This is a genomic window from Xanthomonas sp. NCPPB 2250, assembly GCF_056725265.1.
Genome location: NZ_CM161520.1, coordinates 2,900,939 through 2,927,362 on the forward strand (window position 1 = coordinate 2,900,939; position 26,424 = coordinate 2,927,362).

At 68.6% G+C, this 26,424-nt stretch carries 14 protein-coding genes; all 14 read left to right on the forward strand.

Features of this window, described 5'->3' with window-relative positions; all coding sequences use genetic code 11:
• Positions 1-4 precede the first annotated feature (4 nt).
• The 14 genes from motD to AC1PMG_RS11450 all read left to right on the forward strand — a co-directional run bounded on the left by motD (position 5) and on the right by AC1PMG_RS11450 (position 26,084).
• Entirely contained in the window at positions 5-952 is a 948-nt protein-coding gene (gene motD, locus AC1PMG_RS11385; RefSeq protein ID WP_407136503.1) for a flagellar motor protein MotD, read from the forward strand.
• Positions 952-1,734, forward strand: coding sequence for a ParA family protein (locus AC1PMG_RS11390; protein WP_017910758.1), 783 nt, complete (start codon positions 952-954; stop codon positions 1,732-1,734). Before motD ends, AC1PMG_RS11390 begins: the two co-directional genes overlap by 1 nt.
• Positions 1,731-3,203: a chemotaxis protein CheW gene (locus AC1PMG_RS11395; RefSeq protein WP_481108954.1), complete on the forward strand. Its 1,473-nt coding sequence runs from the start codon at positions 1,731-1,733 to the stop codon at positions 3,201-3,203. The genes AC1PMG_RS11390 and AC1PMG_RS11395 overlap by 4 nt, the downstream gene beginning before the upstream one ends.
• A gap of 110 nt (positions 3,204-3,313) precedes the next feature.
• The gene (locus tag AC1PMG_RS11400) at positions 3,314-3,622 is read left to right on the forward strand and encodes an STAS domain-containing protein (RefSeq protein WP_010341777.1); all 309 of its coding nucleotides are present in this window, start codon (positions 3,314-3,316) and stop codon (positions 3,620-3,622) included.
• Positions 3,619-3,984 carry a response regulator gene (locus AC1PMG_RS11405; RefSeq protein ID WP_010341778.1) on the forward strand — a complete coding sequence of 122 codons (366 nt, stop codon included), beginning with the start codon at positions 3,619-3,621 and terminating at the stop codon, positions 3,982-3,984. Before AC1PMG_RS11400 ends, AC1PMG_RS11405 begins: the two co-directional genes overlap by 4 nt.
• A 32-nt stretch (positions 3,985-4,016) precedes the next feature.
• Complete coding sequence (locus AC1PMG_RS11410) at positions 4,017-6,020, forward strand: chemotaxis protein CheA (RefSeq protein WP_342072682.1); 2,004 nt, start codon at positions 4,017-4,019, stop codon at positions 6,018-6,020.
• A 491-nt stretch (positions 6,021-6,511) separates the two neighbouring features.
• On the forward strand, positions 6,512-8,752 hold the full coding sequence (locus AC1PMG_RS11415; protein WP_481108955.1) for a methyl-accepting chemotaxis protein: 2,241 nt from the start codon (positions 6,512-6,514) through the stop codon (positions 8,750-8,752).
• 867 nt (positions 8,753-9,619) lie between these two features.
• Positions 9,620-11,881 (forward strand): methyl-accepting chemotaxis protein, encoded by a 2,262-nt coding sequence (locus AC1PMG_RS11420; RefSeq protein ID WP_481108956.1) that lies wholly within the window; start codon positions 9,620-9,622, stop codon positions 11,879-11,881.
• A gap of 466 nt (positions 11,882-12,347) precedes the next feature.
• Positions 12,348-14,600 carry a methyl-accepting chemotaxis protein gene (locus AC1PMG_RS11425; RefSeq protein WP_481108957.1) on the forward strand — a complete coding sequence of 751 codons (2,253 nt, stop codon included), beginning with the start codon at positions 12,348-12,350 and terminating at the stop codon, positions 14,598-14,600.
• 382 nt (positions 14,601-14,982) lie between these two features.
• Entirely contained in the window at positions 14,983-17,631 is a 2,649-nt protein-coding gene (locus AC1PMG_RS11430) for a methyl-accepting chemotaxis protein (protein ID WP_481108958.1), read from the forward strand.
• Between the two features lie 238 nt (positions 17,632-17,869).
• Positions 17,870-18,640, forward strand: a complete 771-nt coding sequence (locus AC1PMG_RS11435) for a transporter (protein ID WP_481108959.1) — start codon at positions 17,870-17,872, stop codon at positions 18,638-18,640.
• A 13-nt stretch (positions 18,641-18,653) separates the two neighbouring features.
• Positions 18,654-21,020 (forward strand): methyl-accepting chemotaxis protein, encoded by a 2,367-nt coding sequence (locus tag AC1PMG_RS11440; RefSeq protein WP_481108960.1) that lies wholly within the window; start codon positions 18,654-18,656, stop codon positions 21,018-21,020.
• Between the two features lie 249 nt (positions 21,021-21,269).
• Positions 21,270-23,495 (forward strand): methyl-accepting chemotaxis protein, encoded by a 2,226-nt coding sequence (locus AC1PMG_RS11445; protein ID WP_481108961.1) that lies wholly within the window; start codon positions 21,270-21,272, stop codon positions 23,493-23,495.
• 345 nt (positions 23,496-23,840) lie between these two features.
• Positions 23,841-26,084: a methyl-accepting chemotaxis protein gene (locus AC1PMG_RS11450; RefSeq protein WP_481108962.1), complete on the forward strand. Its 2,244-nt coding sequence runs from the start codon at positions 23,841-23,843 to the stop codon at positions 26,082-26,084.
• The last annotated feature ends 340 nt before the right edge of the window (positions 26,085-26,424 follow it).

Sequence of the window (26,424 nt, forward strand, 5' to 3'; positions counted from 1 at the left end):
GCCAATGGCCCGCAAGCACTCCCACGACGAGCACGCCAACCACGAGGCATGGGCCATCCCCTATGCCGACCTGATGACGTTGCTGCTCGCCTTCTTCGTGGTGATGTACGCGCTGTCCACGATCAACGAAGCCAAGTACCGGGTCATGGCCGACGCGATGAGCGCCGCGTTCGGCGGCACCCCGAAGACCCTGCGCCCGGTGCAGGTCGGCGACCAGGCGCTGCAGGGCCAGGGCGGCGAGCGACCGACCCCGATCAAGTCCAGCCCGGCGCTGACCCTGCCCGACCCCAACCGCCTGCCCTCGGGCAACGCGCAGCGCGGCGACGACCTGCGCGACGCGCAGCAGCTGCGCCGCGCGCAGCGCCAGCTCGACAGCATCGCCGATCGCCTCGGCGCCGCGCTGGCGCCGCTGATACAGAAGAAGCTGATCACCGTGCGCCGCGCCGGGCTGTGGATCGAAGTGGAGATCAACAGCGACATCCTGTTCGGCTCCGGCTCGGCCGCGCTCGACCAGAGCGCGCGCGCCACCCTGTCCGAACTGGCGCAGGTGCTGGCCGGCGTGCCCAACGGGGTGCGCGTGGAGGGCTACACCGACAACACCCCGATCGCCACCGCGCAGTTCCCCTCGAACTGGGAACTGTCGGCGGCGCGCGCGGCCAGCGTGGTCCACCTGTTCGCCGACCAGGGCCTGCAGCCCTCGCGGCTGTCGATGATCGGTTACGGCCAGTTCCGCCCGCGCGCCAGCAACGACACGCCGGCCGGCCGCAACGCCAACCGCCGCGTGGTGCTGGTGATCCTGGCCGACTCCGGCGACAGCGGCGATGCAACGCCGTCGGCCTCCGACCGCTTGAGCGCCGGCGCCGCGCCGGCCACCCCGACACCCCCCGCCGCGGCGGCCCCCGGCAACGCCGGCGGCCCCCGCGCAGTACCTGCCATTGAAGGAGTCAACTGATGCGCATCTGGGCGATCGCCAACCAGAAAGGTGGCGTGGGCAAGACCACCACCACGCTGGCCCTGGGCCGTGGGCTGGCCATGCTCGGGCACCGCGTGCTGATGCTCGATCTCGATCCGCACGCCTCGCTGACCCGGGCCTTCGACGTGCCGCAGGAACCGCAGCCGCCGGGCGTGCTCGACCTGTTCGCGACCCCGCCGGGCGAACTCGCCGCGCTGGCCCGCGACACCGCGGTCGAGCGACTGAGCTTCGTCTGCGGGCAGACCGCGCTGGCCACGCTGGAACGGCGCAGCGCCAACCAGCCGGGTCTGGGCCTGGCGCTGCAGCAGGCCATGGCCCGCCACGCCGGCCAGCACGACTACATCCTGCTCGACTGCCCGCCGACCCTGGGCCTGCTGATGATCAACGCGCTGGCCGCGGCCGACCGCGTGATCATCCCGACCCAGGCCGAACCGCTGGCCCTGCATGGCCTGGCCAGCATGGTCCGCACCGTGGACATGGTCGAGCGCTCGCGGCGCCGGCCGCTGCCCGCCTCGATCCTGCCGACCCTGTTCGACAAGCGCACCCGCGCCGGTAACGAGACCCTGCGGCAGATGCAGGACAGCTACGGCGAGCGGGTCTGGGAAGACGCGATCCCGGTCGACACCAAGATCTGCAACGTCAAGGCGCTGACGGTGGCCGGCGTGCCCGGCGACTACCCGGGCCGCGGACTGGCCGCCTACCGCCGCGCGCTGGAATGGCTGATCGCCAGCGACGCCACGCCGATGGAGCAAGCCGCATGAGCACCCCCGGGATCATCGACGATTATCTGGAAGGCCTGCTCCACGACGTGATCGCCGAGGAGCAGAAGGCCGTGCCGCCGAGCCCCGCGCCGGTCGCAGTCGCCGACGTGCAAGCGGACGCCGAGACGACGGCGCCCGCCGCGACCGGCCCGACTCCGGAGCAGATCGCTGCCGCGGTGCTGGCCGAAGCCGATTCCGATCCGGCCCTGGCCGGCATCATGTCGCAGCAGGCGCTCGCGCCCGCGCCGACCGGTCCGACGCCCGAACAAATCGCTGCCGCGGTCCTGGCCGAAGCCGACTCCGATCCGGCCCTGGCCGGCATCATGTCGCAGCAGGCGCTGGCGCCCGCCCCGGCCGGTCCGACGCCCGAACAGATCGCCGCGGCGGTGCTGGCCGAAGCCGATTCCGATCCGGCGCTCGCCGGCATCATGTCGCAGCAGGCGCTCGCGTCCGCGCCGGCCGGTCCGACGCCCGAAGAAATCGCTGCCGCAGTCCTGGCCGAAGCCGACTCCGATCCGGCCCTGGCCGGCATCATGTCGCAGCAGGCACTCGCACCCGCGCCGGCCGGCCCGACGCCCGAACAGATCGCCGCGGCGGTCCTGGCCGAAGCCGACTCCGATCCGGCCCTGGCCGGCATCATGTCGCAGCAGGCGCTGGCACCCGCGCCGGCCGGTCCGACGCCCGAACAGATCGCCGCCGCGGTCCTGGCCGAAGCCGATTCCGATCCGGCCCTGGCCGGCATCATGTCGCAAGCAGCGCCGGCGCCCGCCGCGCTGACGCCGGCCCAGCAGGCCGAGCGCCAGGCCGATCTGGACGCGGTCGCGGCGATGGAGCGGCAGCGTGCCGCCGTGCCGCGCGATCTGGCCGCCGAAGACGATGCCGCCGCCGCGCGCGCGGTCCAGCGTCCGCCGATGGCGGTGCCACCGGAACGCCGCGCCGAAGCGAGCCGCGCCCAGGCCGCCGGCGCCAAGCTGCCGCCGAACCTGCAGGCCTTCATGGCGCCGAGCGTGCCACATGGCTCGGCCATCGCCCCCGAACGCCTGGCCGAGCGCCGCACCCGCTGGCTGCGCCTGCGCTGCGGCGAGCAGGCCTACGCGCTGGAACTGCTGAAGGTGCAGGAAGTGGTGCTGCCGGTGCCGCTGCTGGCCCTGCGCGGCACGCCGCCGGCCATGCTCGGCATCATGAACCTGCGCGGCCAGGTGGTGCCGGTGCTCGACCTCGGCGTGCACCTGGGCGCGGCGCCGATCGAGATGGACATGCAGACCCGGGTGGTGGTGCTGGAAGAGAACGGCGAGACCCTGGGCCTGCGCGTGTCGGCGGTGGAAGACGTGGCCAGCCTCAGCGACCAGCAGATCGAGCCGCCGGACAACGCCCGCATCTGCCGCATTTCCAACCATCTGTTCCGCGGCGTTGCGCGGCTGGCGCAACAGCCGATGATCCTGCTCGACGCCGAGCAACTGCTGCACTGACCGGTGGCGGCGCGCGGCAACTGGGAACGGTGCCGCACTTTTCCAACCGCCGCTAAAGCTTTTCAGGCCACGGCCGTTATCTGCCATAGAACCATTGGTGCGGAGCAATGATGAGCACAGTCCCCCTTGGCGAAGATCTCGGTATCGAGACCAGCGCCGACCTGAAACAACGCCTGACCGCGTTCCTTGCGTCGGACGACGTGCTGCGGCTGGACGCCGGCGAAGTCCGCCGCATCCATACCGCATCCGTACAGGTGCTGTGCGCATTCGTCGATGCCCGTCGCAAGGACGGCAAGCGCACCGAATTCGAGGCCTGCAACGCCACCTTTCGCGACGCGGCACGCCTGCTAGGGGTCAGCGAATCGCTGGGCCTTCCTGCAACCCCTGACAATCTGAAATCTGTGGAGAACGCGGCATGAGCGCACGTATCTTGGTAGTGGACGATTCGGCGTCGATGCGCCAGATGGTCTCCTTCGCCCTCACCTCGGCCGGCTTTGCCGTCGAAGAAGCCGAAGACGGCGCGGTCGCGCTGGGCCGCGCCAAGGGCCAGCGCTTCAACGCGGTGGTCACCGACGTCAACATGCCGAACATGGACGGCATCACCCTGATCCGCGAACTGCGGCAGCTGCCGGACTACAAGTTCACCCCGATGCTGATGCTGACCACCGAGTCGGCGGCGGAGAAGAAGTCCGAGGGCAAAGCGGCCGGTGCGACCGGCTGGCTGGTCAAGCCGTTCAATCCCGAACAGCTGATCGCCACCGTCCAGAAAGTCCTGGGCTGATCCCTCCCCCCCCTTTTCCGGATTCCCGCCCCATGAGCATGGACCTGCAACGTTTCCACGCCACCTTCTTCGAGGAAAGCCGCGAAGGGCTGGATGCGATGGAAGCCGGATTGCTGTCGCTGGAAGAAGGCAATCGCGACCCCGAGACCATCAACTCGGTGTTCCGCGCCGCGCACTCGATCAAGGGCGGCGCCGCCACCTTCGGTTTCGAGGCGATGGCCGGCCTCACCCACGTGCTGGAGACGCTGCTCGACGAGCTGCGCGCCGGCAAGCGCGAAGTCGAAGCGCACGCGATCGACGCCATCCTCGGTTCGGTGGACGTGCTGCGCGCCCTGCTGCGCGAAGCCGAACACGGCGTCCCGGCCGATCCGGCCGCGGTCAAGGCCGTGCACGAGCGCCTGCAGCACGCGTTGAACGGCGGCCCGGCCGCGCCCACCGTCGCCACCCCGGCGGCGAACCAGCCGGCCGAGCCGGAAGCCTGGCAGATCGGCTTCACTCCGGCGCCGTCGCTGTTCATGAGCGGCAACGACCCGCTGCGCATCATCCGCGAACTCGAACACCTCGGTCCGCTGCAGGTCGCCTGCCGCAGCACGCGCCTGCCCGGCTTCGCCGAACTCGATCCGCTCGAGGCCTACCTGGCCTGGGACCTGGGTCTGGTCGGCAAGATCCCGCGCAGCGTGATCGAAGACACCTTCGCCTGGGTCATCGACGACTGCGAACTGGAAATCCGCCCGGTGCCGCCGCCGAGCCTGGCCACCGCACCGGCGCCGGTGCTGACCGCGCCGCCGACCGCCGCCACCGCCGCCCCGGCCGCCGCCGTGGCCGCGAATGCGCCGGCCGGCAATGCCGCGGCCGCGCACGAAGCGGAAAGCTCGATCCGCGTCAGCGTCGACAAGGTCGACGCGCTGATCAACCTGGTCGGCGAACTGGTCATCACCCAGGCCATGCTCAAGCAGGTCTCCACCGGCCTGGACCAGGCGGTGGCCGAGCGCCTGTTCGCCGGCCTGGACCTGCTCGAACGCAATACCCGCGATCTGCAGGAAGCGGTGATCGGCGTGCGCATGCTGCCGGTGGACGCGGTGTTCCGCCGCTTCCCGCGCCTGGTCCGCGACCTCTCCACCCGCCTCGGCAAGCAGGTGCGCCTGCGCACGATTGGCGAGGGTACCGAACTGGACAAGGGCCTGATCGAGAAGATCGCCGATCCGCTGGTGCACCTGGTGCGCAACTCGATCGACCACGGCCTGGAACTGCCGGAGGCGCGCCGCGCCGCCGGCAAGGACGAGACCGGCACCATCACCCTGGCGGCCTCGCACCAGGGCGGCCACATCGTCATCGAAGTCAGCGACGACGGCGCCGGCCTCAACCGCAACCGCATCCTGGCCAAGGCCGCCGAACGCGGCATCGCCGTGCCGGACAACCCGAGCGATGCGCAGGTCTGGGACCTGATCTTCGCCCCGGGCTTCTCCACCGCCGACGCGGTCACCGACCTGTCCGGCCGTGGCGTCGGCATGGACGTGGTCCGCCGCAACATCCAGGGCCTGGGCGGCGAAGTGCAGCTGGAAAGCGAATCCGGCCGCGGCACCCGCGTGCTGATCCGCCTGCCGCTGACCCTGGCGATCCTCGACGGCATGACCGTGGCGGTCGCCGGCGAGACCCTGATCCTGCCGCTGGCCTATGTCATCGAGGCACTGCAGCCCAAGGCCGACGACATCCGCACCATGGCCGGCGAAGGCCGCGTGCTGCGCGTGCGCGGCGAATACCTGCCGATCCTCTCGCTCAGCGACTCCTACGGCTTCGGCCGCATCGAGCAGAGCGAAGAACCGCTGGTGGTCGTGGTCGAGGCCGACGGGCAGAAGCTGGCGCTGGAAGTGGACGAGCTGATCGGCCAGCAGCAGGTGGTGGTCAAGAACATCGAGAACAACTACCGGCGCATCAGCGGCATCTCCGGTGCCACCATCCTCGGCGACGGCCGCGTCGCCCTGATCGTGGACATCGGTGGCCTGGTCCGCTCGCTGCGGGTGCAGCAGGCGGCCTGACCGCCCCGCCCTCCGGCGTCACGCCACACATGAGCCCCGGCAGCGATGCCGGGGCTTTTTGTTTGCGGTGCGCGCTGCAGATCGGCGTCTCTGCATACGCAGTCGCCAGAAACAGGACGCGCGCTGCACACAGATGCCTCCACGTAGCCCGACATCCGACCTGCAAAGACCGCAACGCGGCCCTCAAGAAAGCGCCAAGGGTGCCGATAGCCCATTGAGCGCACAGTTTTTGTCTACATGTGCGTGCCGGTCACACCTGGGGAGGTGGAACCGGCGCTTCAGGGGATCGATCGGAGGAGATGCCGGTCGCTGAAGCCGTGCTGCAGCAACGGGGAAAACGCATCGTGTGTCGTGTTGGCGTGGCTTGAGCGCATGTTTCCGCATGCCTCCCGCATGTTTTTCGCACTTCATCACAGATGAAACCAGCATTACGACCGGTTTTCCCTCGTCCCGATCACGCAGTGACTCGTCCATTTTCAGGGGGTTCCAACATGACGTCGCTCTTGCAACGCTACAACGTGGGCCGCCGCCTCGGCGGCGCGTTCGGCCTATTGATCCTGCTGTCCTGCCTGCTGGTCGCGGCCGGCCTGCTGTCCATGTCGCGGGCGCGGAACGAACTGGATCGCATCGTCAAGATCAACGTCGAGAAGATCCGCATCAGCAACGGCATGCTCAACGACAACGCCAACATCCTGGTCGCACTCGGCACCTTGGCAACAGTGAGCAGCGAACAGCTCAACCGGGAGGCGCTGGCAGAGATCAAGGAACATCGCGCGCACTACATGGAAATGCGCAAGCAACTCGATGCGTTCCCGGCCACCAGCGAACGCATCCGCACGCTGCGTGCGGAGATCGATGCGCAACGGGCGGTCGCAGGCAAGCTCAACGATCAGGTGATTGCGCTCGGCGCGGCCAATCGCAACGACGAAGCGCAGGTCGTACTGAACGAAAAGGCGCGACCGGCCACGGCCGCCTGGCAGGCCAAGATTCGGGAAAACGCCGATATCCAGGACGCCCAGATGAAGAACGCCTATGCCACGGCCACCGAGGCGATGACCGATGGCCGCAACATGCTGATCGGCGGCGGCCTGGCCGTGTTGATCGTCAGTGGCCTGCTGGCCTGGACCATCACCCGCAGCCTGACCGGACCGCTGAACCAGGCCACCCGCGCCGCCGAAGCCATTGCCGATGGACGCCTGGACAACGACGTGGCCACCGAGGCACGCGACGAACCCGGCCGCCTGCTGCTGGCCATGGACCGCATGCAGACCCAGTTGCAGCGCTTCTCCAGCGAAACCGCGTTGATGATCGAACTGCACGCGGACAAGGACGTGTCCCACCGCATGCCGCAGGACTTCCCCGGCGTGTACGGCGAACTGAGCAAGGGCATCAACACCATGATGTTCGAGCATCTGGACGCCATCGTCGACGCCATCGGCGTGCTCAACGAATACGCCAACGGCGACCTGCGCCGCGACGCCAGGCGCCTGCCCGGCAGCCGCGCGGTGCTGCACGAATCGATGGATGCGGCCAAGGCCAGCCTGCTGGCGATCAACACCGAGATCAAGCGCCTGGCGGCGGCTGCTGCGGCCGGCGACTTCAGCGCCCGCGGCGATGCGGCGCACTTCCAGCACGATTTCCGGCTGATGGTGCAGGACCTCAACGCGATGATGGAGGTCAGCGACCACAACCTCGGCAAGCTGTCAGCGCTGCTGCAGGCCATCGCCGCCGGCGACCTCACCGCGCGCATGGAAGGCGAGTTCCACGGCGTGTTCGCCACGATGCGCGACGACGCCAACGCCACCGTCGAACAGCTGACCGGCATCGTCGGTCGCATCCAGACCGCGGCGGTCAGCATCAACGCTGCCTCGACCGAGATCGCCGCCGGCAACGACGACCTGTCGCGCCGCACCGAGCAGCAGGCGGCCAGCCTGGAAGAAACCGCAGCGTCGATGGAGGAACTGACCTCTACCGTTCGCCAGAACGCCGAGCACGCACGCCAGGCCAATCAGCTCGCCGCCGGTGCGGCCTCGGTGGCCTCGCAGGGCGGCAGCGTGGTCGGCCAGGTGGTCGAGACCATGAGCGGCATCGAAGCCTCGTCGAAGAAGATCGCCGACATCATCGGCGTCATCGACGGCATCGCCTTCCAGACCAACATCCTGGCCTTGAACGCGGCGGTGGAAGCGGCGCGTGCCGGCGAACAAGGTCGCGGCTTCGCCGTGGTCGCCAGCGAGGTGCGCACCCTGGCCCAGCGTTCCTCGAATGCGGCCAAGGAGATCAAGAGCTTGATCGACGACTCGGTGGACCAGGTGGCCAATGGCTCGACCCTGGTACGCCAGGCCGGCGAGACCATGGCCGAGATCGTCGCCTCGGTACAGCGCGTCACCGACATCATGGGCGAGATCTCGGCGGCCTCGCAGGAGCAGGCGTCGGGGATCGAGCAGGTCAACCAGACCGTCACCCAGATGGACGAGACCACCCAGCAGAACGCCGCCCTGGTGGAAGAAGCCACCGCCGCCGCGCGCTCGATGGAGGAACAGGCCACGCAGTTGCAGGACGCAGTGGCCGTGTTCAAGTTGGACACCCTGCCGGCGATTGCATCGATCGCGGTCGCGTCGACGCCGCGCCCCGCCCCACGCAGCGTGACGCCTGCGCCGTCACGCAAGCCGCGGCCGGCGCCGCAGTCCGTTGCGCTTGCCCAGGCGGCCAGCAGCGACTGGCAGGAGTTCTGAGTCCTCGCCCCAGTCGCGTCGATGCGCGGCCGTGCACTGCGCGGCCGCTCGACAGGTGCGTGAAGCCGACATGCAGGTGCGTGTCGCCATGGCAGAGGCGCCGCCGCCATCAACGCGGAGTGCGGCAAGCACGGTGGGGCCGTCGAATAACCTGCATTGGCGGGATGCGCCTACCCGCACCAAGTTGCAAACGCTGCGGGGCGCGTGTTCGGCAACACCATCCGCGCCAGCGTGAATCCAGCGCGCCACGCGCCGCCTGGTCTGCGCTGCACGAACGCACTGCGGCGCTCAAGAATTCCGCACTCCCGTCGATACCAGGGTGAGCGCACAGTTTTTGTCTACACCCGTGCGTGCCGACAGGGCCTGGGGAGGTCCGTCGGCGCTTCAGAGGGATCGATCGGTGCACGCGCCGATCGCTGAAGTCGCAAAACCGAACGGGAAAACCGCAACCCTGACGACTGTTCTTTTTTCGCGCCTGCCTTCGGCACGCGCGCAGCTTCGACTTGCAGCTCTTTCGTCCGTTTCGTCAGCTTGCCTGCACCCCGGATCCCCGGCGCATCGCAATACGCGTCGTTCCTTCATTCGTACACGGGGGCCCACCATGCACGCGGTCTTGCGACACCGAAGACGCATCCACCGGGCGATCGACCGACAGCATCGGCGATTGCAGGCGGAACTCGGGCATGCCAACGCCATGGTCACCGTCGCGAGTGCGGCGCTTTCGCACGACCCGCCTGTCGCGTCGCCAGTCATCACGCCATGTGACTGTCGCCGCCCCCAGCGCGGGCCGTCCGCGACTGCCCGCGTCAACCGCCGACGTCGCATTCCTGCGCGCCGAGCAGCCTTTTCGCCCCTTGGAGATGTGAAATGACCCGCCTTCTGCAACGCTACAACGTCGGTGTCCGCCTGTCGGCGGCCTTCGGCGTGCTGATTCTTCTTTCGGTGGTCCTGGTGATCATCGGGCTGTCCGGCATGGCCGAGGCGCGCAAGCACCTGGACATGATCGTGCTGGACCGCATGGCGAAGATCGAATTCAGCAACCAGATGCTCGACGCCAACTCCTCCGTGCTGGTTGCGCTGAGCACCTATACCACCTCCACCAACGCGACGATGCGGCAAGAGGCGCTGGAGACCTTCAATCGGCAGCGCGAGCGCTACGCCGAGGCCCGCGCCAAGATCGACAAGCTGTCCAGCACCGCCGGCGGCCGCGTCATCCGCGCCGACATGGACGCCAAGCGCGCCACTGCGAAGCAGATCAACGACGCCATCGTCGCGCTGGGCGAAAAGGGCGAGAATGCCCAGGCGCTGGAGATGCTCAATCGCGAAGCGCTGCCGGCAACCCTCGCGTGGCAGAGCAAGATCCGCGAGTTCGCCGATCGACAGAAGTCGCAGGCCGCCGAAGGCTATCAGGCGGCGCTGGACGCGATGCACCGTGGCCGCATGCTGCTGATCGGCGGTACCGTGCTGGCCCTGGTGCTCAGCGCCTTGCTGGCGCTGACCATCACCCGTAGCCTGACCACACCGCTGGGCCTGGCCACCCGCACCGCTGAGGCCATCGCCAATGGCGACATGCACAATGCCGTGCGCACCGACGCACGCGACGAAACCGGCCGCCTGTTGAACGCCATGGGCCGCATGCAGCAGCAGTTGCAGGCCGTGCTGGCCGCGCAGGCCGACATGGCCCAGCGCCACGACGCCGGCCAGATCAGCTACCGCATGGACGAGAGCGTCTTCCCCGGCGACTACGGGCGCATGGTCCGCGACAGCAATGCGCTGGCCGCCTCGCACATCGCGGTGACCGAGCGCCTGGCGCAGATCATGGGCCGCTATGCCATCGGCGACCTGTCCGAGGACATGGACCGCCTGCCCGGCGAGAAAGCCCGCCTCACCGAGACGATGGACACGGTCAAGCACAACCTGACCGCGATGAATACCGAGATCAAGCACCTGGCCGGTGCGGCGGCCGCAGGCGACTTCAGCGTGCGCGGCGATACCGCGCGCTTCCAGTACGACTTCCGCCTGATGGTCGACAGCCTCAACCAGTTGATGGCCACCGCCGACGGCAACCTGCAGGCACTGTCGTCCCTGCTGCAGTCGATCGCCGCCGGCGACCTGACCGTGCGCATGCAGGGCGAGTTCCAGGGCGTGTTCGCCACCATGCGCGACGACGCCAATGCCACCACCGAGCAGTTGGCCGCCATCGTCGCGCGCATCCAGACCGCCGCGGTCAGCATCAATGCCGCCGCCAGCGAGATCGCCACCGGCAACGACGATCTGTCGCGCCGCACCGAACAGCAGGCCGCCAGCCTCGAAGAAACCGCCGCGTCGATGGAAGAGCTGACCTCCACCGTCAAGCAGAACGCCGAACACGCCCGCCAGGCCAACCAGCTTGCCACCGGCGCCGCGTCGGTCGCCTCGCAGGGTGGCACGGTGGTCGGCCAGGTGGTCGAGACCATGAGTGGCATCGAGGCCTCCTCGCGCAAGATCGCCGACATCATCTCGGTGATCGATGGCATCGCCTTCCAGACCAACATCCTGGCCTTGAATGCGGCAGTGGAAGCGGCGCGTGCCGGCGAGCAGGGCCGTGGCTTCGCCGTGGTCGCCAGCGAAGTGCGTACCCTCGCCCAGCGCTCGTCGAATGCGGCCAAGGAGATCAAGGACCTGATCGACGACTCGGTCGGCCGCGTCGCCACCGGGTCGGCCCTGGTCGACCAGGCCGGCAAGACCATGCACGAGATCGTGGCCTCCGTGCAGCGTGTCACCGACATCATGGGGGAGATCTCCGCCGCCTCGCAGGAACAGTCGGCCGGCATCGAGCAGGTCAATCAGACCGTCATGCAGATGGACGAAGCCACCCAGCAGAACGCCGCGCTGGTGGAAGAAGCCACCGCCGCCGCGCGTTCGATGGAGGATCAGGCCGGCCAGTTGAGCCAGGCTGTGGCCCTGTTCAAGATCGACCAGCAGGCGCCGACGGCACCGCGCAGCGCCGCACCGCCGGTCGCGCTCGCCAGCGCCAAGCGACCGGCCAAGGTGCCTGCACCGCAGGCGGCCGCACGCCGGCCGGTGGCCGTTGCCGCGGCCAAGCCCATGGCCGCCGTTGCGGGCGGCGGCGACTGGCAGGAGTTCTGATCGCGCTTCACCCCGCACCCCGCGGACACGGGTAGCGAAGCCCGGGAGCGCCAGCTCCCGGGCTCTTTTTTTTTGTCCTTCCACACGGCCGAAGGCGAATCGACCGGCGTGGCACCCGGAAAAGCGCGACACCTATCCCTATCGGAGTGAAGCCAACGTGAAGCGGATCTAAATCCGCACCATCCCGCCTTAAAGAACAGAGCGCACACGCCGATACGGGGGTATCGCACACAAATTGTCTACAAATTTGAACAAGAGTCGCCACAGGGCGGCTAAAGCAAGACAAATCAAATTACAGACGAAGCGTCAATAGTTGATATCTATTTAATACGCAATAACTATCAATTGAATGTTTTCGATTCACAACCGAAATAGATAGAGCACCGCCCAGCGCCTCCGCGGACATCGACTCAGGCACGGGGTACGCCATCCCCAACGCTTCACCCTTTCCATCAGGACCATGACGATGACGCTCAAGAATCTCAGTCTTTCCGCCAGGCTCGCGCTCAGCTTTGCCGTCATCGTGCTGATCACGGTGATCATCGGCTCGATCAGCCTGAGCAGCCTCTCTTCGCTCAACAGCGCCGCCGACATGAACGACCATACCTACAAGGTCATGTCCACCGGCGACATGATGGAAGTCGATGCGCTCAACGTCGAGACCGGTGCGCGCGGCTACCTGCTGTCGGGCAACCAGGAGCATCTGCAACCGTTCACCAACGGCCTGGCCGCGTTCGACAAGAACTTCGCCGAGGCCAAGCGCCTGACTGCGGACAATCCGCGCCAGCAGGCGCGGCTGGACAAGCTGCATGCCGCGTTCGACAACCTCGCCGGCGTGGAGAAGCAGATCACCGCATTGCGCGCGCAGTCCAACGACCCCGCGCAGATCGCCGCCGAATTCAGCCAGGCGCGCGATCGCAAGGCCATGCAGGAGATCCGCGGCCTGCTCGGCGACTTCATCGGCGAGGAACGCGGCCTGCTGGCCAAGCGCACCGAAACCCTGACCACCGTACGCGCGCAGAACAAGTGGGCGGTGCTGCTGGGCAATCTGCTGGTGATCGTGGCCGCGATCGGCATGGCGATCGTGATCCGCCGTCAGTTGCTCAAGCGCCTGGGCACCGCGATCGGCGTGGCCGACGCCATCGCCCGCGGCAAGCTCGACAATGCGATCGACCTGCGCAGCAAGGACGAGGCCGGCGTGCTGCTGCAGAGCATGGACAAGATGCAGAGCCAGTTGCAGTCGGTGCTCGCCGCCCAGGCCGAGATGGCCCAGCGCCATGACGCAGGCCAGATCAGCTTCCGCATGGACGAAACCGTGTTCCCCGGCGACTACGGGCGCATGGTCCACGACAGCAACGCCCTGGCCGCCTCGCATATCGCGGTGAAGCTGCGCCTGGCGCAGATCATGGGCCGATATGCCATCGGCGACCTGTCCGAGGACATGGACCGCCTGCCCGGCGAAAAGGCCGTGCTCACCGAAACCATGGACAAGGTCAAGCTCAACCTGACCGCAATGAACAGCGAGATCAAGCACCTGGCCGGCGCGGCTGCCGCCGGCGATTTCAGCGTGCGTGGCGATACCGAGCGCTTCCAGTACGACTTCCGCCTGATGGTCGACAGCCTCAACCAGTTGATGGCCACCGCCGACGGCAACCTGCAGGCGCTGTCGGCGCTGCTGCAGTCCATCGCCGCCGGCGACCTGACCGCGCGCATGCACGGCCAGTTCCAGGGCGTGTTCGCCACCATGCGCGACGACGCCAACGCCACCGCCGAACAGCTGGCCGCCATTGTCGCGCGGATCCAGACCGCGGCGGTCAGCATCAACGGTGCCGCCAGCGAGATCGCCGCCGGCAACGACGACCTGTCGCGCCGGACCGAGCAGCAGGCCGCCAGCCTGGAAGAAACCGCCGCGTCGATGGAAGAGCTGACCTCCACCGTCAAGCAGAACGCCGAACACGCCCGCCAGGCCAACCAGCTCGCCACCGGTGCAGCCACGGTCGCCTCGCAGGGCGGCGCGGTGGTCGGCCAGGTCGTGGAGACCATGAGCGGGATCGAGGCCTCGTCGAAGAAGATCGCCGACATCATCAGCGTCATCGACGGCATCGCCTTCCAGACCAATATCCTCGCCTTGAACGCGGCCGTGGAAGCGGCGCGTGCCGGCGAACAGGGCCGCGGTTTCGCCGTGGTCGCCAGCGAGGTGCGCACCCTCGCCCAGCGCTCGGCCAACGCCGCCAAGGAAATCAAGGGCCTGATCGACGACTCGGTCGGCCGTGTCGCCCAGGGCTCGGCGCTGGTCGACCAGGCCGGCAAGACCATGCAGGAGATCGTGGCCTCGGTGCAGCGCGTGACCGACATCATGGGCGAGATCTCCGCCGCGTCGCAGGAACAGTCGGCCGGCATCGAGCAGGTCAACCAGACCGTCACCCAGATGGACGAGACCACCCAGCAGAACGCCGCGCTGGTCGAAGAAGCCACCGCCGCCGCGCGTTCGATGGAAGAACAGGCCGGCCAGCTGAGCCAGGCCGTGGCGGTGTTCAAGATCGAGGCGAGCAGCGCCCCGCTCGGCCACGCGGCTGCCGCCAGCATCCCCAGCGCACCGAGCCGCCCGGCCGCCCGGTCGGCGGCCAAGCCGGTGGCCAAGCCCGACGCCCGCCCGGTCCGGCCATCGGCCCGGCCGGTCGCGGTCGCGGCGGGCGACGACAGCTGGCAGGAGTTCTGAGCGCGCGCCACCGCCGCCGGTCTCGCGTCGACGGCCCCGGGAGCGATCGCTCCCGGGGCTTTTTCGTTGTCATCGTCCTGTTGGCTGCCGAGCCGCCTTGGTCGTGCGGCTCGGCGCCGCGCCCGACGCTCGACATGCCTTGATCGGGGACCGATCGGGATCCGGTGCATCGGCCGCGACCGGCAGGACCTCCGGACCCGACCGCATGGCCAGTGCTGGGCGCGTGCGGCGCCGCATCACAAACGCCCCCTACATTTCTGGGACGCGGTGCCGATAACCGGAAGGTCGCGCACGTCTCCGCTCCGGTCTGCTGTGCCCGCAGGCAGCAGGCTCCGGTCCACGACAGCGCGATCTCTCCCTCCTCTCCATCGAGACGACCGCGATGCCCACGACGTCCTCCACACGCCCGAGCAGTGTCGCCACCCGCCTGATGCTGGGCGTGGCCGCGATCGCCCTGCTGTGCTTCGGCATTACCGCCGCCATCATCTACGCCCGCAGCAGTTCCGCCCTGCTCGCCTCCGCCAAGGTCGGCATGACCGACACCGCACGCCTGGAATCGGAGCGCATCGGCAACACCATCGGCGCCTCCGCGGTTTCCAACCAGGCGCTGGCCAATGCGCTGCTCGCCCAGCGCGGCCAGGACAAGGCACGCGAGTTGTTCAGCGACAGCCTGCGCCGCGAACTGCAGCAGCACCCGGACTGGACCGGCATCGGCACGCTGTGGGAACCGCAGGCGCTGGACGGCAAGGACGCGGACTACGTCAACAGCGCGGGCCACGACGCCAGCGGCCGCTACATGGTGTACTGGTCCTGGCAGAACGGGAAACTGGTACGCGATCCGCTGCGCGACTACGACGTGGCCGGCGCCGGCGACTGGTATCTGAATCCACGCAAGCTGCTGCGGCCGACCGTCGCCGAACCCTACGATTACGAGATCGCCGGCAAGAAGGTGCTGATGACCACGGTCAGCACGCCGATCCTGGAAGACGGCAAGTTCCTGGGTGTGGTCACCACCGATTTCGGCCTGGCCACGCTGCAGCAGCGCGTCGCCAAGCTGCGTCCGCTCGGTGCCGGCCGCGTGCGCCTGCTCTCGCCCGGCGGCGCCATCGTCGCCGACCGCGATCCCGCCCTGGTCGGCAAGAAGCTGCAGGATCCAGCCACCCGCGCCTTGCTGGCCGACATCGCCCAGGGCAAGACCGTCGGCCGCGACAGCGTCGATCCGCAGACCGGCGCCACCGACGTGGAAGTGTATGTGCCACTGCAGATCGGCCAGGCCCAGGAGCGCTTCGCGCTGGGCGTGGCGGTGCCCAAGGCGGTGCTGATGGCGCAGGCGCGCAGCCTGCTGTGGACCATCGCCGCGGTCGGCCTGTGCGCCGCGCTGCTGCTCAGCGGCGGCCTCTACCTGCTGCTGCGCCGGCTGGTGGTCAAGCCGCTGGCCAGTGCGGTGGAAGTCTCCAGCGCGGTCGCCGCCGGCCGCCTGGACAGCCGCATCCAATACGCGCGCAACGACGAACTGGGGCAGTTGCTGGGATCGCTGCAGCGCATGCAGCAGCAGCTGCGCGCCGTGCTCGACGCGCAGAAGGAGATGGCCCAGCGCCACGACGCCGGCGAGATCAGCTACCGCATGGACGAAGCGGCCTTCCCCGGCGAGTACGGGCGCATGGTCCACGACAGCAACGCCCTGGCCGCCTCGCATATCGCGGTCAAGATGCGCCTGGCGCAGATCATGGGCCGATACGCCATCGGCGACCTGTCCGAGGACATGGATCGGCTGCCCGGCGAAAAGGCGGTGCTGACCGAAACGATGGACACGGTCAAACGCAACCTCACCGCGATGAACACCGAGATCAAGCATCTGGCCGGTGCCGCCGCCGCCGGCGATTTCAGCGTGCGTGGCGACGCCGAGCGCTTCCAGTACGACTTCCGCCTGATGGTCGAGAGCCTCAACCAGTTGATGGCCACCGCCGATAGCAACCTGCAGGCGCTGTCCACGCTGTTGAAAGCGATTGCCGCCGGCGACCTGACCGCGCGCATGCACGGCCAGTTCCAGGGCGTGTTCGCGACCATGCGCGACGACGCCAACGCCACCACCGAACAGCTGGCCGCCATCGTCTCGCGGATCCAGACCGCCGCGGTCAGCATCAACGGCGCCGCGGCCGAGATCGCCGCCGGCAACGACGATCTGTCGCGCCGGACCGAGCAGCAGGCCGCCAGCCTGGAAGAGACCGCTGCGTCGATGGAAGAGCTGACCTCCACGGTCAAGCAGAACGCCGAGCACGCGCGCCAGGCCAATCAGCTCGCCACCGGTGCGGCGGCGGTCGCCTCGCAGGGCGGCGCGGTGGTCGGCCAGGTCGTGGAAACCATGAGCGGGATCGAGGCGTCGTCGAAGAAGATCGCCGACATCATCAGCGTCATCGACGGCATCGCCTTCCAGACCAACATCCTCGCCTTGAACGCGGCCGTGGAAGCGGCGCGCGCCGGCGAACAGGGCCGCGGTTTCGCCGTGGTGGCCAGCGAAGTGCGCACCCTCGCCCAGCGCTCGGCCAATGCCGCCAAGGAGATCAAGGGACTGATCGACGACTCGGTCGGCCGTGTCGCGCAAGGTTCCGCCCTGGTCGAACAGGCCGGCACCACCATGCAGGAGATCGTCGCCTCGGTGCAGCGCGTCACCGACATCATGGGCGAGATCTCGGCGGCCTCGCAGGAGCAGTCCGCCGGCATCGAGCAGGTCAACCAGACCATCACCCAGATGGACGAGGCCACCCAGCAGAACGCCGCGCTGGTCGAGGAAGCCACGGCCGCGGCGCGCTCGATGGAAGACCAGGCCGGCCAGCTCAACCAGGCCGTGGCCCTGTTCAAGCTGGACACCAGCGCTGCGGTGGCGAGCGCCGCGCCGGCGCCTGTGCGCCGCCCTGCTCCGGCTGCCCCGGCTGCCCCGGCAGCAACGCCGCGGCGACCGGCAGCGGCGCCGTTGCGGGCGGTCCCGCGCGCGACCGCGTCGAGCGACGACGGGCAGTGGCAGGAGTTCTGAGCCGCTGCGGCGCCCTGCTGCCACCGCGAGGCGCGCTGTGCGTCTCGCGGCGCGGCTGCCAGGCAGCGGGTGACGACGGCCACAGAGCGCTTAGCGCGTCACGCTCGTAAAGAAAGTGTATTCAGGGTCGATATAGAAAGCGGAACTGCCATGCCATGGGCACCGCAACGCGCGCCCCCGGCGCCGGGCGCACTGCGCCCGGATCCACGGTTCTGATCGAACCGCCAAGGGAGCCGCCATGAAGCGACGCGTCATCGCCACCTATCTGACCTTGTGCGGCCTCGCCAGCCTCGCAGGTCATGTCCATGCCGAGGCCGAGCCGATCGCCACCGATCGCCCGGACTTCGTCGAATCCAGCCTCACCGTCGGCGACCGCCGCCTGCAGGTGGAAACCAGCGTGGCCTGGGAACGCGACGGCGATGTCGACGGCTATGCCACGCCCACCCTGTTCCGCTACGGCATCGGCCCGACCTGGGAGCTGCGCCTGGAGACCGACGGCTGGCAGACCATCGACGTCCCCGTCGGCGGCGACGTCTCCGGCTTCTCCGACATCTCGCTGGGCCTCAAGCACCACCTGGCCAGCGAGATCGGCGGCGCCTCGCTGGCCTGGCTGCTGCACGTGGACCTGCCCAGCGGCGCGCGCAACGTGCGCGGCAGCGGCGCACGCCCCTCGTTCCGCCTGGTGGCCGAATGGGAACTCAGCGACAGCGTGTCCCTGGGCATGATGCCGGGCGTGATCCGCGACGAAGGCGACGGCGGACATCGCTACACCGCCGGCATCTTCGGCGTGGTGCTGGGCAAGGCCTGGAACGACCGCACCCGCTCGTTCGTGGAGCTGGCCCTGCCGCAGATCGCGCATGCCGACGACGGCGGCACCATCGCCCTGCTCGACGTCGGCTCGGCCTGGCTGCTCACCCAGGACGTGCAACTGGACGTGGTGTACAGCCGCGGCCTCAACGACCGTTCGCCGGACCACGCGCTCGGCGCGGGCCTGTCCTTCCGTTTCTGATCGGGCCACACCGATGAAAATCATGCATATGCTCGGGATCCTGGTGCTGGTGGCGGTGCTCGCCCTGCTCGCGCTGGGCGGGGTCGGCTACGGCGCGCAGCAGGGGCTGCTGCGCTCGGTCGCCGCGCAGGTCGTGTCCTCGGACGCGCTGCGCAACCACATGCAGGCCGACATGATGCATGACGCGCTGCGTGGCGACGTCACCGCTGCGCTGCTGGCGGCGGCGCATCAGGATGCGGACGGGGTCAAGGCGGCGCGCGCCTCGCTGGGCGAACATGCCGGCGAGTTCCGCAAGGCGCTGGACGACAACCAGAAGCTGCCGCTGGACAGCACCCTGCGCGCGCAACTGGATGCGGCGGGACCGGCGTTGCAGCGCTACATCGCCGCCGCCGACAAGGTGGTGACGCTGGCCGAGTCGCAGGGCGACAGCAGTGCCGCCTATGCCGACTTCACCGCGCAGTTCGCGCGGCTGGAAACCGAGATGGACACGATCAGCGACAGCATCCTGGCGCTGAACGAGCAGAGCCGCAAGGCCGCCGAACAGCAGAGCCAGCGCGCCACCTGGCAGCAGGCCGGCGCGGTGCTGGTGGCCGTGCTGTGCCTGGCCGCGGCCGCGGCCTGGATCCTGCGCTCGGTCGCGCAATTGCTCGGCGGCGAGCCGCGGGTGGCGATGGACGCGGCCCAGCACATCGCCGAGGGCCGCCTGGACCAGCCCATCCCGGTCGCGGCCAGGCACGGGCGCAGCCTGATGGCGGCGCTGGCGCGCATGCAGCGCGAGTTGCGCGAGCGCATCGAACGCGAGCGCAGCGTGGCCGCCGAGAACCTGCGGATCCGCACCGCCCTGGACAACGCGTCCACCGGCATGTACATCGCCGATCCCGACCTGACCATCATCTACGCCAACACCGCGCTGCAGACCCTGCTGCAGACCCATGCCGAGGACATCCGCGCCTGCGCGCCGGCATTCGACCGCTCTGCCCCGCTCCTGGGCCAATCGGTGGCGCTGCTGGAAGTCGGCAACTCGCAGGACGCGGAGATCTACCAGCGGCTGGATCGGCAAGGCGCGGCGCAGCGCGAGGTGCGCTACCGCGAGGTCTGCATCGCCCAGGAGATTTCCGCCATCCGCAATGCCGAGGGCGCGCACCTGGGCTTTGTCTGCGAATGGCGCGACCGCACCGCCGAGACCCGTGTCGAAGCGGAAGTGGCCGCGGTGGTGCGCAGTGCCGCCGCCGGCGACCTGTCGCAGCGCATCGACCGCACCGGCAAGCAGGGCTTCTTCCTGATGCTGGCGCAGCAACTCAACGGCCTGCTCGACGCCAACGCGATCAGCATCGCCGAGGTCTCGCGGCTGCTCAGCGCGCTGGCCGACGGCGACCTCGGCGCGCGCATGCACGGCGAATTCCACGGCATCTTCGCCACCATGCGCGACGACGCCAACGGCACCGCCGAGCGCCTGGCCGACATCGTCGGCCGCATCCAGCGCGCCGCCGGCGACATCCACAGCGCCGCCACCGAAATCGCCCAGGGCAACAGCGACCTGTCGCAGCGCACCGAGCAGCAGGCCGCGAGCCTGGAAGAAACCGCGGCCTCGATGGAAGAGCTGACCGCCACGGTCAAGCAGAACGCCGAGCATGCACGGCAGGCCAACCAGCTCGCCGCCGGCGCCGCCGCGGTCGCCTCGCAAGGCGGTGCGGTGGTCGGCCAGGTGGTGGACACCATGAGCGGCATCGAGACCGCATCGAAGAAGATCGCCGACATCATTTCGGTGATCGACGGCATCGCCTTCCAGACCAACATCCTGGCGCTCAACGCCGCAGTGGAAGCCGCCCGCGCCGGCGAACAGGGCCGCGGTTTCGCGGTCGTGGCCAGCGAGGTGCGGGTGCTGGCGCAACGCTCGGCCAACGCCGCCAAGGAGATCAAGGGCCTGATCGACGACTCGGTCGGCCGCGTCGCCACCGGCGCGGAGCTGGTACAGCGCGCCGGCCAGACCATGCAGGAGATCGTGGCCTCGGTGGGCCGCGTCACCGACATCATGGGCGAGATCTCCGCCGCCTCGCAGGAGCAGTCCGCCGGCATCGAGCAGGTCAACCGCACCGTCACGCAGATGGACGAAAGCACCCAGCAGAACGCAGCGTTGGTCGAGGAAGCCACCGCCGCGGCGCGATCGATGGAGGACCAGGCGGCGCAGCTAAGCGAGGCAGTGGCGGTGTTCCGGCTGGAGCAGGAAGCCACACGCAGCGCCGCCCCTGCGCGGGCCACCGTCGCGGCAGTCGTGCCGGGACAGGCGTCACCCGCTGCACATGCCATGCACCCATCGCAGCCGAATGCGCAGGCGATCGCCGACGCGATCGGCAACCAGTGGCAACCGCTGACCGCGTGAGGAACCGCGTAGGGAAATGAATTAGACAGCGTCGGGAATCGTCTTACGACCAACGATGCATCGAGAACCACGCCGTCACGCCGATATCACATTCGAGCGATGGCGGACATGTTGTACAGCAAGGCATTGGGTTTTCTTTCTTCACTTTTCTGACCGCCACGCCCGCCGCTCCGGCCGCGCACATGCAACCGGAGCCTGTAGGGACAAGGACCTGGACGTTCCAGGGACACCGTCAACGAAGAGGTCGACATGAATTCCTTTCTGCAACGCTACAACGTGGGACGCCGCCTCGGTGGTGCTTTCGGCCTGCTGATCCTGCTCTCCTGCCTGCTGGTCGCGGCCGGCATGGTGTCCATGTCGCGCGCCCAGACCGAGCTGGACCAGATCGTCAAGAAGAACGTCGAGAAGACCCGGATCAGCAACGACATGCTGGACGCCAACAACAAGATTCTCGGCGCGCTGGGTACGCTGGCGATGGTGACCAGCGACGCGCTCAATCAGCAGGCGCTGGCCGAGGTCAAGAAGCAACGTCAGCGCTACACCGACTTGCGCGCCGAGTTGGAGAAGTTCCCGCCCTCCGCGAAAGGCAAGGCGCTGCGTGCCAAGATCGACGCGGCACGGGTCACCGCACGCGCATTGAACGACCAGGTCATCGCGCTGGCCGTCGTCAATCGCAATGACGACGCACAAGCGCTGCTGATCAACCGCTCGCGTCCTGCCACCCTGACCTGGAACGGCTACATACGCGAGAACGTGGACCTGCAGAACGAACAATTGCATGCCGCATACGCCAACGCGACGCAGGCGATCGCCAATGGCCGCAACATGCTCGTCGCTGGCGGTGTGATGGTTCTTGTCGTGAGCAGCCTGCTGGCCTGGGCGATCACCCGCAGCCTGACCATGCCGCTGAACCGCGCCACGCGTGCCGCCGAGGCCATCGCCAGTGGCCGCCTGGACAACGACGTCACTACCGACGCCCGCGACGAGCCGGGCCGCCTGCTGCTGGCGATGGACGCGATGCAGCGACAGTTGCAACGCTTCTCCGGCGAGACCGCGTTGATGATCGAACTGCACGCCGACAAGGACATCAGTCACCGCATGCCGCAGGATTTCCCCGGCGTGTACGGCGAGCTGAGCAAGGGCATCAACACCATGATGTTCGAGCACCTGGATGCCATCGTCGACGCCATCGGCGTGCTCAACGAATACGCCAACGGCGACCTGCGCCGCGACGCCCGGCGCCTGCCCGGCAGCCGCGCGGTGCTGCACGAGTCGATGGATGCGGCCAAGGCCAGCCTGCTGGCGATCAATACCGAGATCAAGCGCCTGGCGGCGGCGGCTGCGGCCGGCGACTTCAGCGCCCGCGGCGACGCGGCACGCTTCCAGCACGACTTCCGGCTGATGGTGCAGGACCTCAACGCGATGATGGAGGTCAGCGACCACAACCTGGGCAAGCTGTCGGCCCTGCTGCAATCCATCGCCGCCGGCGACCTCACCGCGCGCATGGACGGCGAGTTCCACGGCGTGTTCGCCACGATGCGCGACGACGCCAACGCCACCGTCGAACAGCTGACCGGCATCGTCGGTCGCATCCAGACCGCGGCGGTCAGCATCAACGCTGCCTCGACCGAGATCGCCGCCGGCAACGACGACCTGTCGCGCCGCACCGAGCAGCAGGCCGCCAGCCTGGAAGAAACCGCCGCGTCGATGGAGGAGCTGACCTCCACCGTCAAGCAGAACGCCGAACACGCCCGCCAGGCCAACCAGTTGGCGGTGGGCGCGGCCTCGGTGGCCTCGCAGGGCGGCAACGTGGTCGGCCAGGTGGTCGAGACCATGAGCGGCATCGAGGCCTCGTCGAAGAAGATCGCCGACATCATCAGCGTCATCGACGGCATCGCCTTCCAGACCAACATCCTGGCACTCAACGCGGCGGTGGAAGCCGCCCGTGCCGGCGACCAGGGCCGCGGTTTCGCCGTGGTCGCGAGCGAAGTGCGCACCCTGGCACAGCGCTCGGCCGGCGCCGCCAAGGAGATCAAGTCGCTGATCGACGACTCGGTCACGCGCGTGGCCGAGGGCTCGGCGCTGGTCGATCAGGCCGGCCGCACCATGAGCGAGATCGTGGCCTCGGTGCAACGCGTCACCGACATCATGGGCGAGATCTCGGCGGCCTCGCAGGAGCAGGCGTCGGGGATCGAGCAGGTCAACCAGACCGTCACCCAGATGGACGAGGCCACTCAGCAGAACGCGGCATTGGTGGAAGAAGCCACCGCCGCGGCACGCTCGATGGAGGAACAAGCCGGCCAGCTCAGCGACACCGTGGCGTTGTTCAAGATCGACAACGTCGGCGTGCGTGCGGCGATGGCGCCGCCTGCCACGGTCAACGCGCCGCGTGCGGCCAAGGCGGCGGCGCGTCCGCAGCGACAGCCTGCCAAGCGCACCGCGGTCGCGGTCGGCGGCGACTGGCAGGAGTTCTGAGTCGTACGGTCGCCATGCCGCCGGCATGGCGACCGGTCCCGGCGGTAACGCCCGGCGTTCGCAGCGCAGCCGGTACGCACCTGCGCATGCCGGCGATACGCGAACGATAGCTCGGTGGATTACACGCCGGCGCATGTCGGAACCATGTCGGATTTTGCCTTCGCCGACCAACACGCGTCGGATGGCAGACAGCTTCCTAACCGCCCGCCAACAAGGATCCGCACACCGCTCAATTCCTGGCCGCCATGTCGATATCCATGGGGTGGCAGCGCATCGCCACGAGGCGCCGCAACGCTGGCCTGCCAGCGCGTGCGACCCGACTCCTTCTACCCCCAAAGGTCGGCTATGAACGCACTTCTGCAACGCTACAACGTCGGTCGGCGCCTTGGCATGGCGTTCGGCATCCTCATCCTGTTGTCCGGTGTACTGGTCGCCATGGGGCTCCTGACCATGGCCAGGGCGCATCGCGAACTGGACAGCATCGTCAACGGCAACATGGAAAAGGTCCGGCTCTCCAACGAGATGCTGGACGCCAACACCAATGTGCAGATCGGGCTGCTGTCCATCACCATCGTCGATGGCGATGCGGCCAACCAGAAGATGATCGACATCGTGCAGCGCAACCGGGCGCGCTACAAGGCCGCGCACGATGCATTGTCGGCGATGCCGGCGACCCCGGCCGAACGCCAGGCGATGGCCACGATCGAGCGCACGCGGGCACAGTCGGTGCAACTCAACAACCAGGTGCTGACGCTGGGCCAGAAGGACCTGAACACTCAGGCACAGGCATTGCTGCTGGGCGATGCCGCGGTGGCGATGGAGAAGCAGCAGGCGGCGATCCGCGCCAATGCCGATCTGCAGCGGCGCTTGAGTCGGGAGGCCTATGCTGTCTCCTCGGCAGCGATGGCGCGGGGCCGCGTCATCCTCATCTCCGGCGGCCTTGCCGTCCTGCTGGTCAGCGGCCTGCTGGGCTGGACCATCACCCGCAGCCTCACCGGACCGCTCGGCCGCGCCACCCGCGCCGCCGAAGCCATCGCGGACGGCCGTCTGGACAACGACGTGGGCACCGACGCGCGCGACGAACCCGGCCGCCTGCTGGTCGCGATGGGCCGCATGCAGACCCAATTGCAGCGCTTCTCCAGCGAAACCGCGTTGATGATCGAGCTGCACGCGGACAAGGACGTGTCCCACCGCATGCCGCAGGACTTCCCGGGCGTCTACGGCGAGCTGAGCAAGGGCATCAACACCATGATGTTCGAGCACCTGGACGCCATCGTCGACGCCATCGGCGTGCTCAACGAATACGCCAACGGCGACCTGCGCCGCGACGCCCGGCGCCTGCCCGGCAGCCGCGCGGTCTTGCACGAATCGATGGACGCGGCCAAGGCCAGCCTGCTGGCGATCAACACCGAGATCAAGCGACTGGCCGCGGCCGCCGCCGCCGGCGACTTCAGCGCCCGCGGCGATGCGGCGCACTTCCAGCACGATTTCCGGCTGATGGTGCAGGACCTCAACGCAATGATGGACGTCAGCGACCGCAACCTCGGCAAGCTGTCGGCGTTGCTGCAGGCCATCGCCGCCGGCGACCTCACCGCGCGCATGGAAGGCGAGTTCCACGGCGTGTTCGCCACCATGCGCGACGACGCCAACGCCACCGCCGACCAGTTGACCGGCATCGTCGGCCGCATCCAGACCGCGGCGGTCAGCATCAATGCCGCCGCGACCGAAATCGCCGCCGGCAACGACGACCTGTCGCGCCGCACCGAGCAGCAGGCCGCCAGCCTGGAGGAAACGGCGGCCTCGATGGAGGAACTGACCTCCACCGTGAAGCAGAACGCCGAGCACGCGCGCCAGGCCAACCAGTTGGCGGTGGGTGCGGCGGCTGTCGCCTCGCAAGGCGGCAGCGTGGTCGGCCAGGTCGTCGAGACCATGAGCGGCATCGAGGCGTCCTCGAAGAGGATCGCCGACATCATCTCGGTCATCGACGGCATTGCCTTCCAGACCAACATCCTGGCACTCAACGCCGCGGTCGAAGCCGCCCGTGCCGGCGAACAGGGCCGCGGGTTCGCCGTGGTCGCCAGCGAGGTGCGCACCCTCGCCCAGCGCTCGGCCAACGCCGCCAAGGAGATCAAGACCTTGATCGACGACTCGGTCGGTCGCGTCGCCACCGGGTCGGCGCTGGTCGACCAGGCAGGCCGCACCATGAGCGAGATCGTCGCCTCGGTGCAGCGTGTCACCGACATCATGGGCGAGATCTCGGCCGCCTCGCAGGAGCAATCGGCGGGCATCGAACAGGTCAACCAGACCGTCACCCAGATGGACGAGACCACCCAGCAGAATGCCGCCCTGGTGGAAGAGGCCACCGCCGCTGCGCGTTCGATGGAAGAACAGGCGGTGCAGCTCAGCGATGCGGTCGCGCTGTTCAAGATCGACCGCGTCGCCCCGATCGCGCCGCCGGCCGCCGGCCGCGCGGTATCTGCCAAGCCGGCGGCGCGGGTCGTGACCAAGGCCGGCGCCGCGCCGCAACCGGCGGCACGTCGCACGGTCGTGGTCGCCGCCAGCAACGGCGACGCCTGGCGGGAGTTCTGAGGCCACGGTGGCCAGGCGCACACGGCCTGGCCACCTCGCCTGCACCAGCGGCGCGCTCCACACCCCCAGCCTGATCGAGCGCCGGCGGCCCCGACGCGCGCTCGACACGCGCCGCCATCGACCACCGCCCGCCCCTCTCCTCGGCACCATCGCGTGCCCGCCACGGCGCGCCAGCGCCCGACTGCCCCTGCCTCGCTCGACGTCGATGCCAGCCAGGCACGGGCGGATCACGCCCGCTGCATGCGACACCGGCGACGGCGACGCGCGGCGCATCCATCGGCGAATGGAGCGCGCGAGGACATGCCAAGACGCGCCGGCCACCGCGATTCCCGCAGCCTCC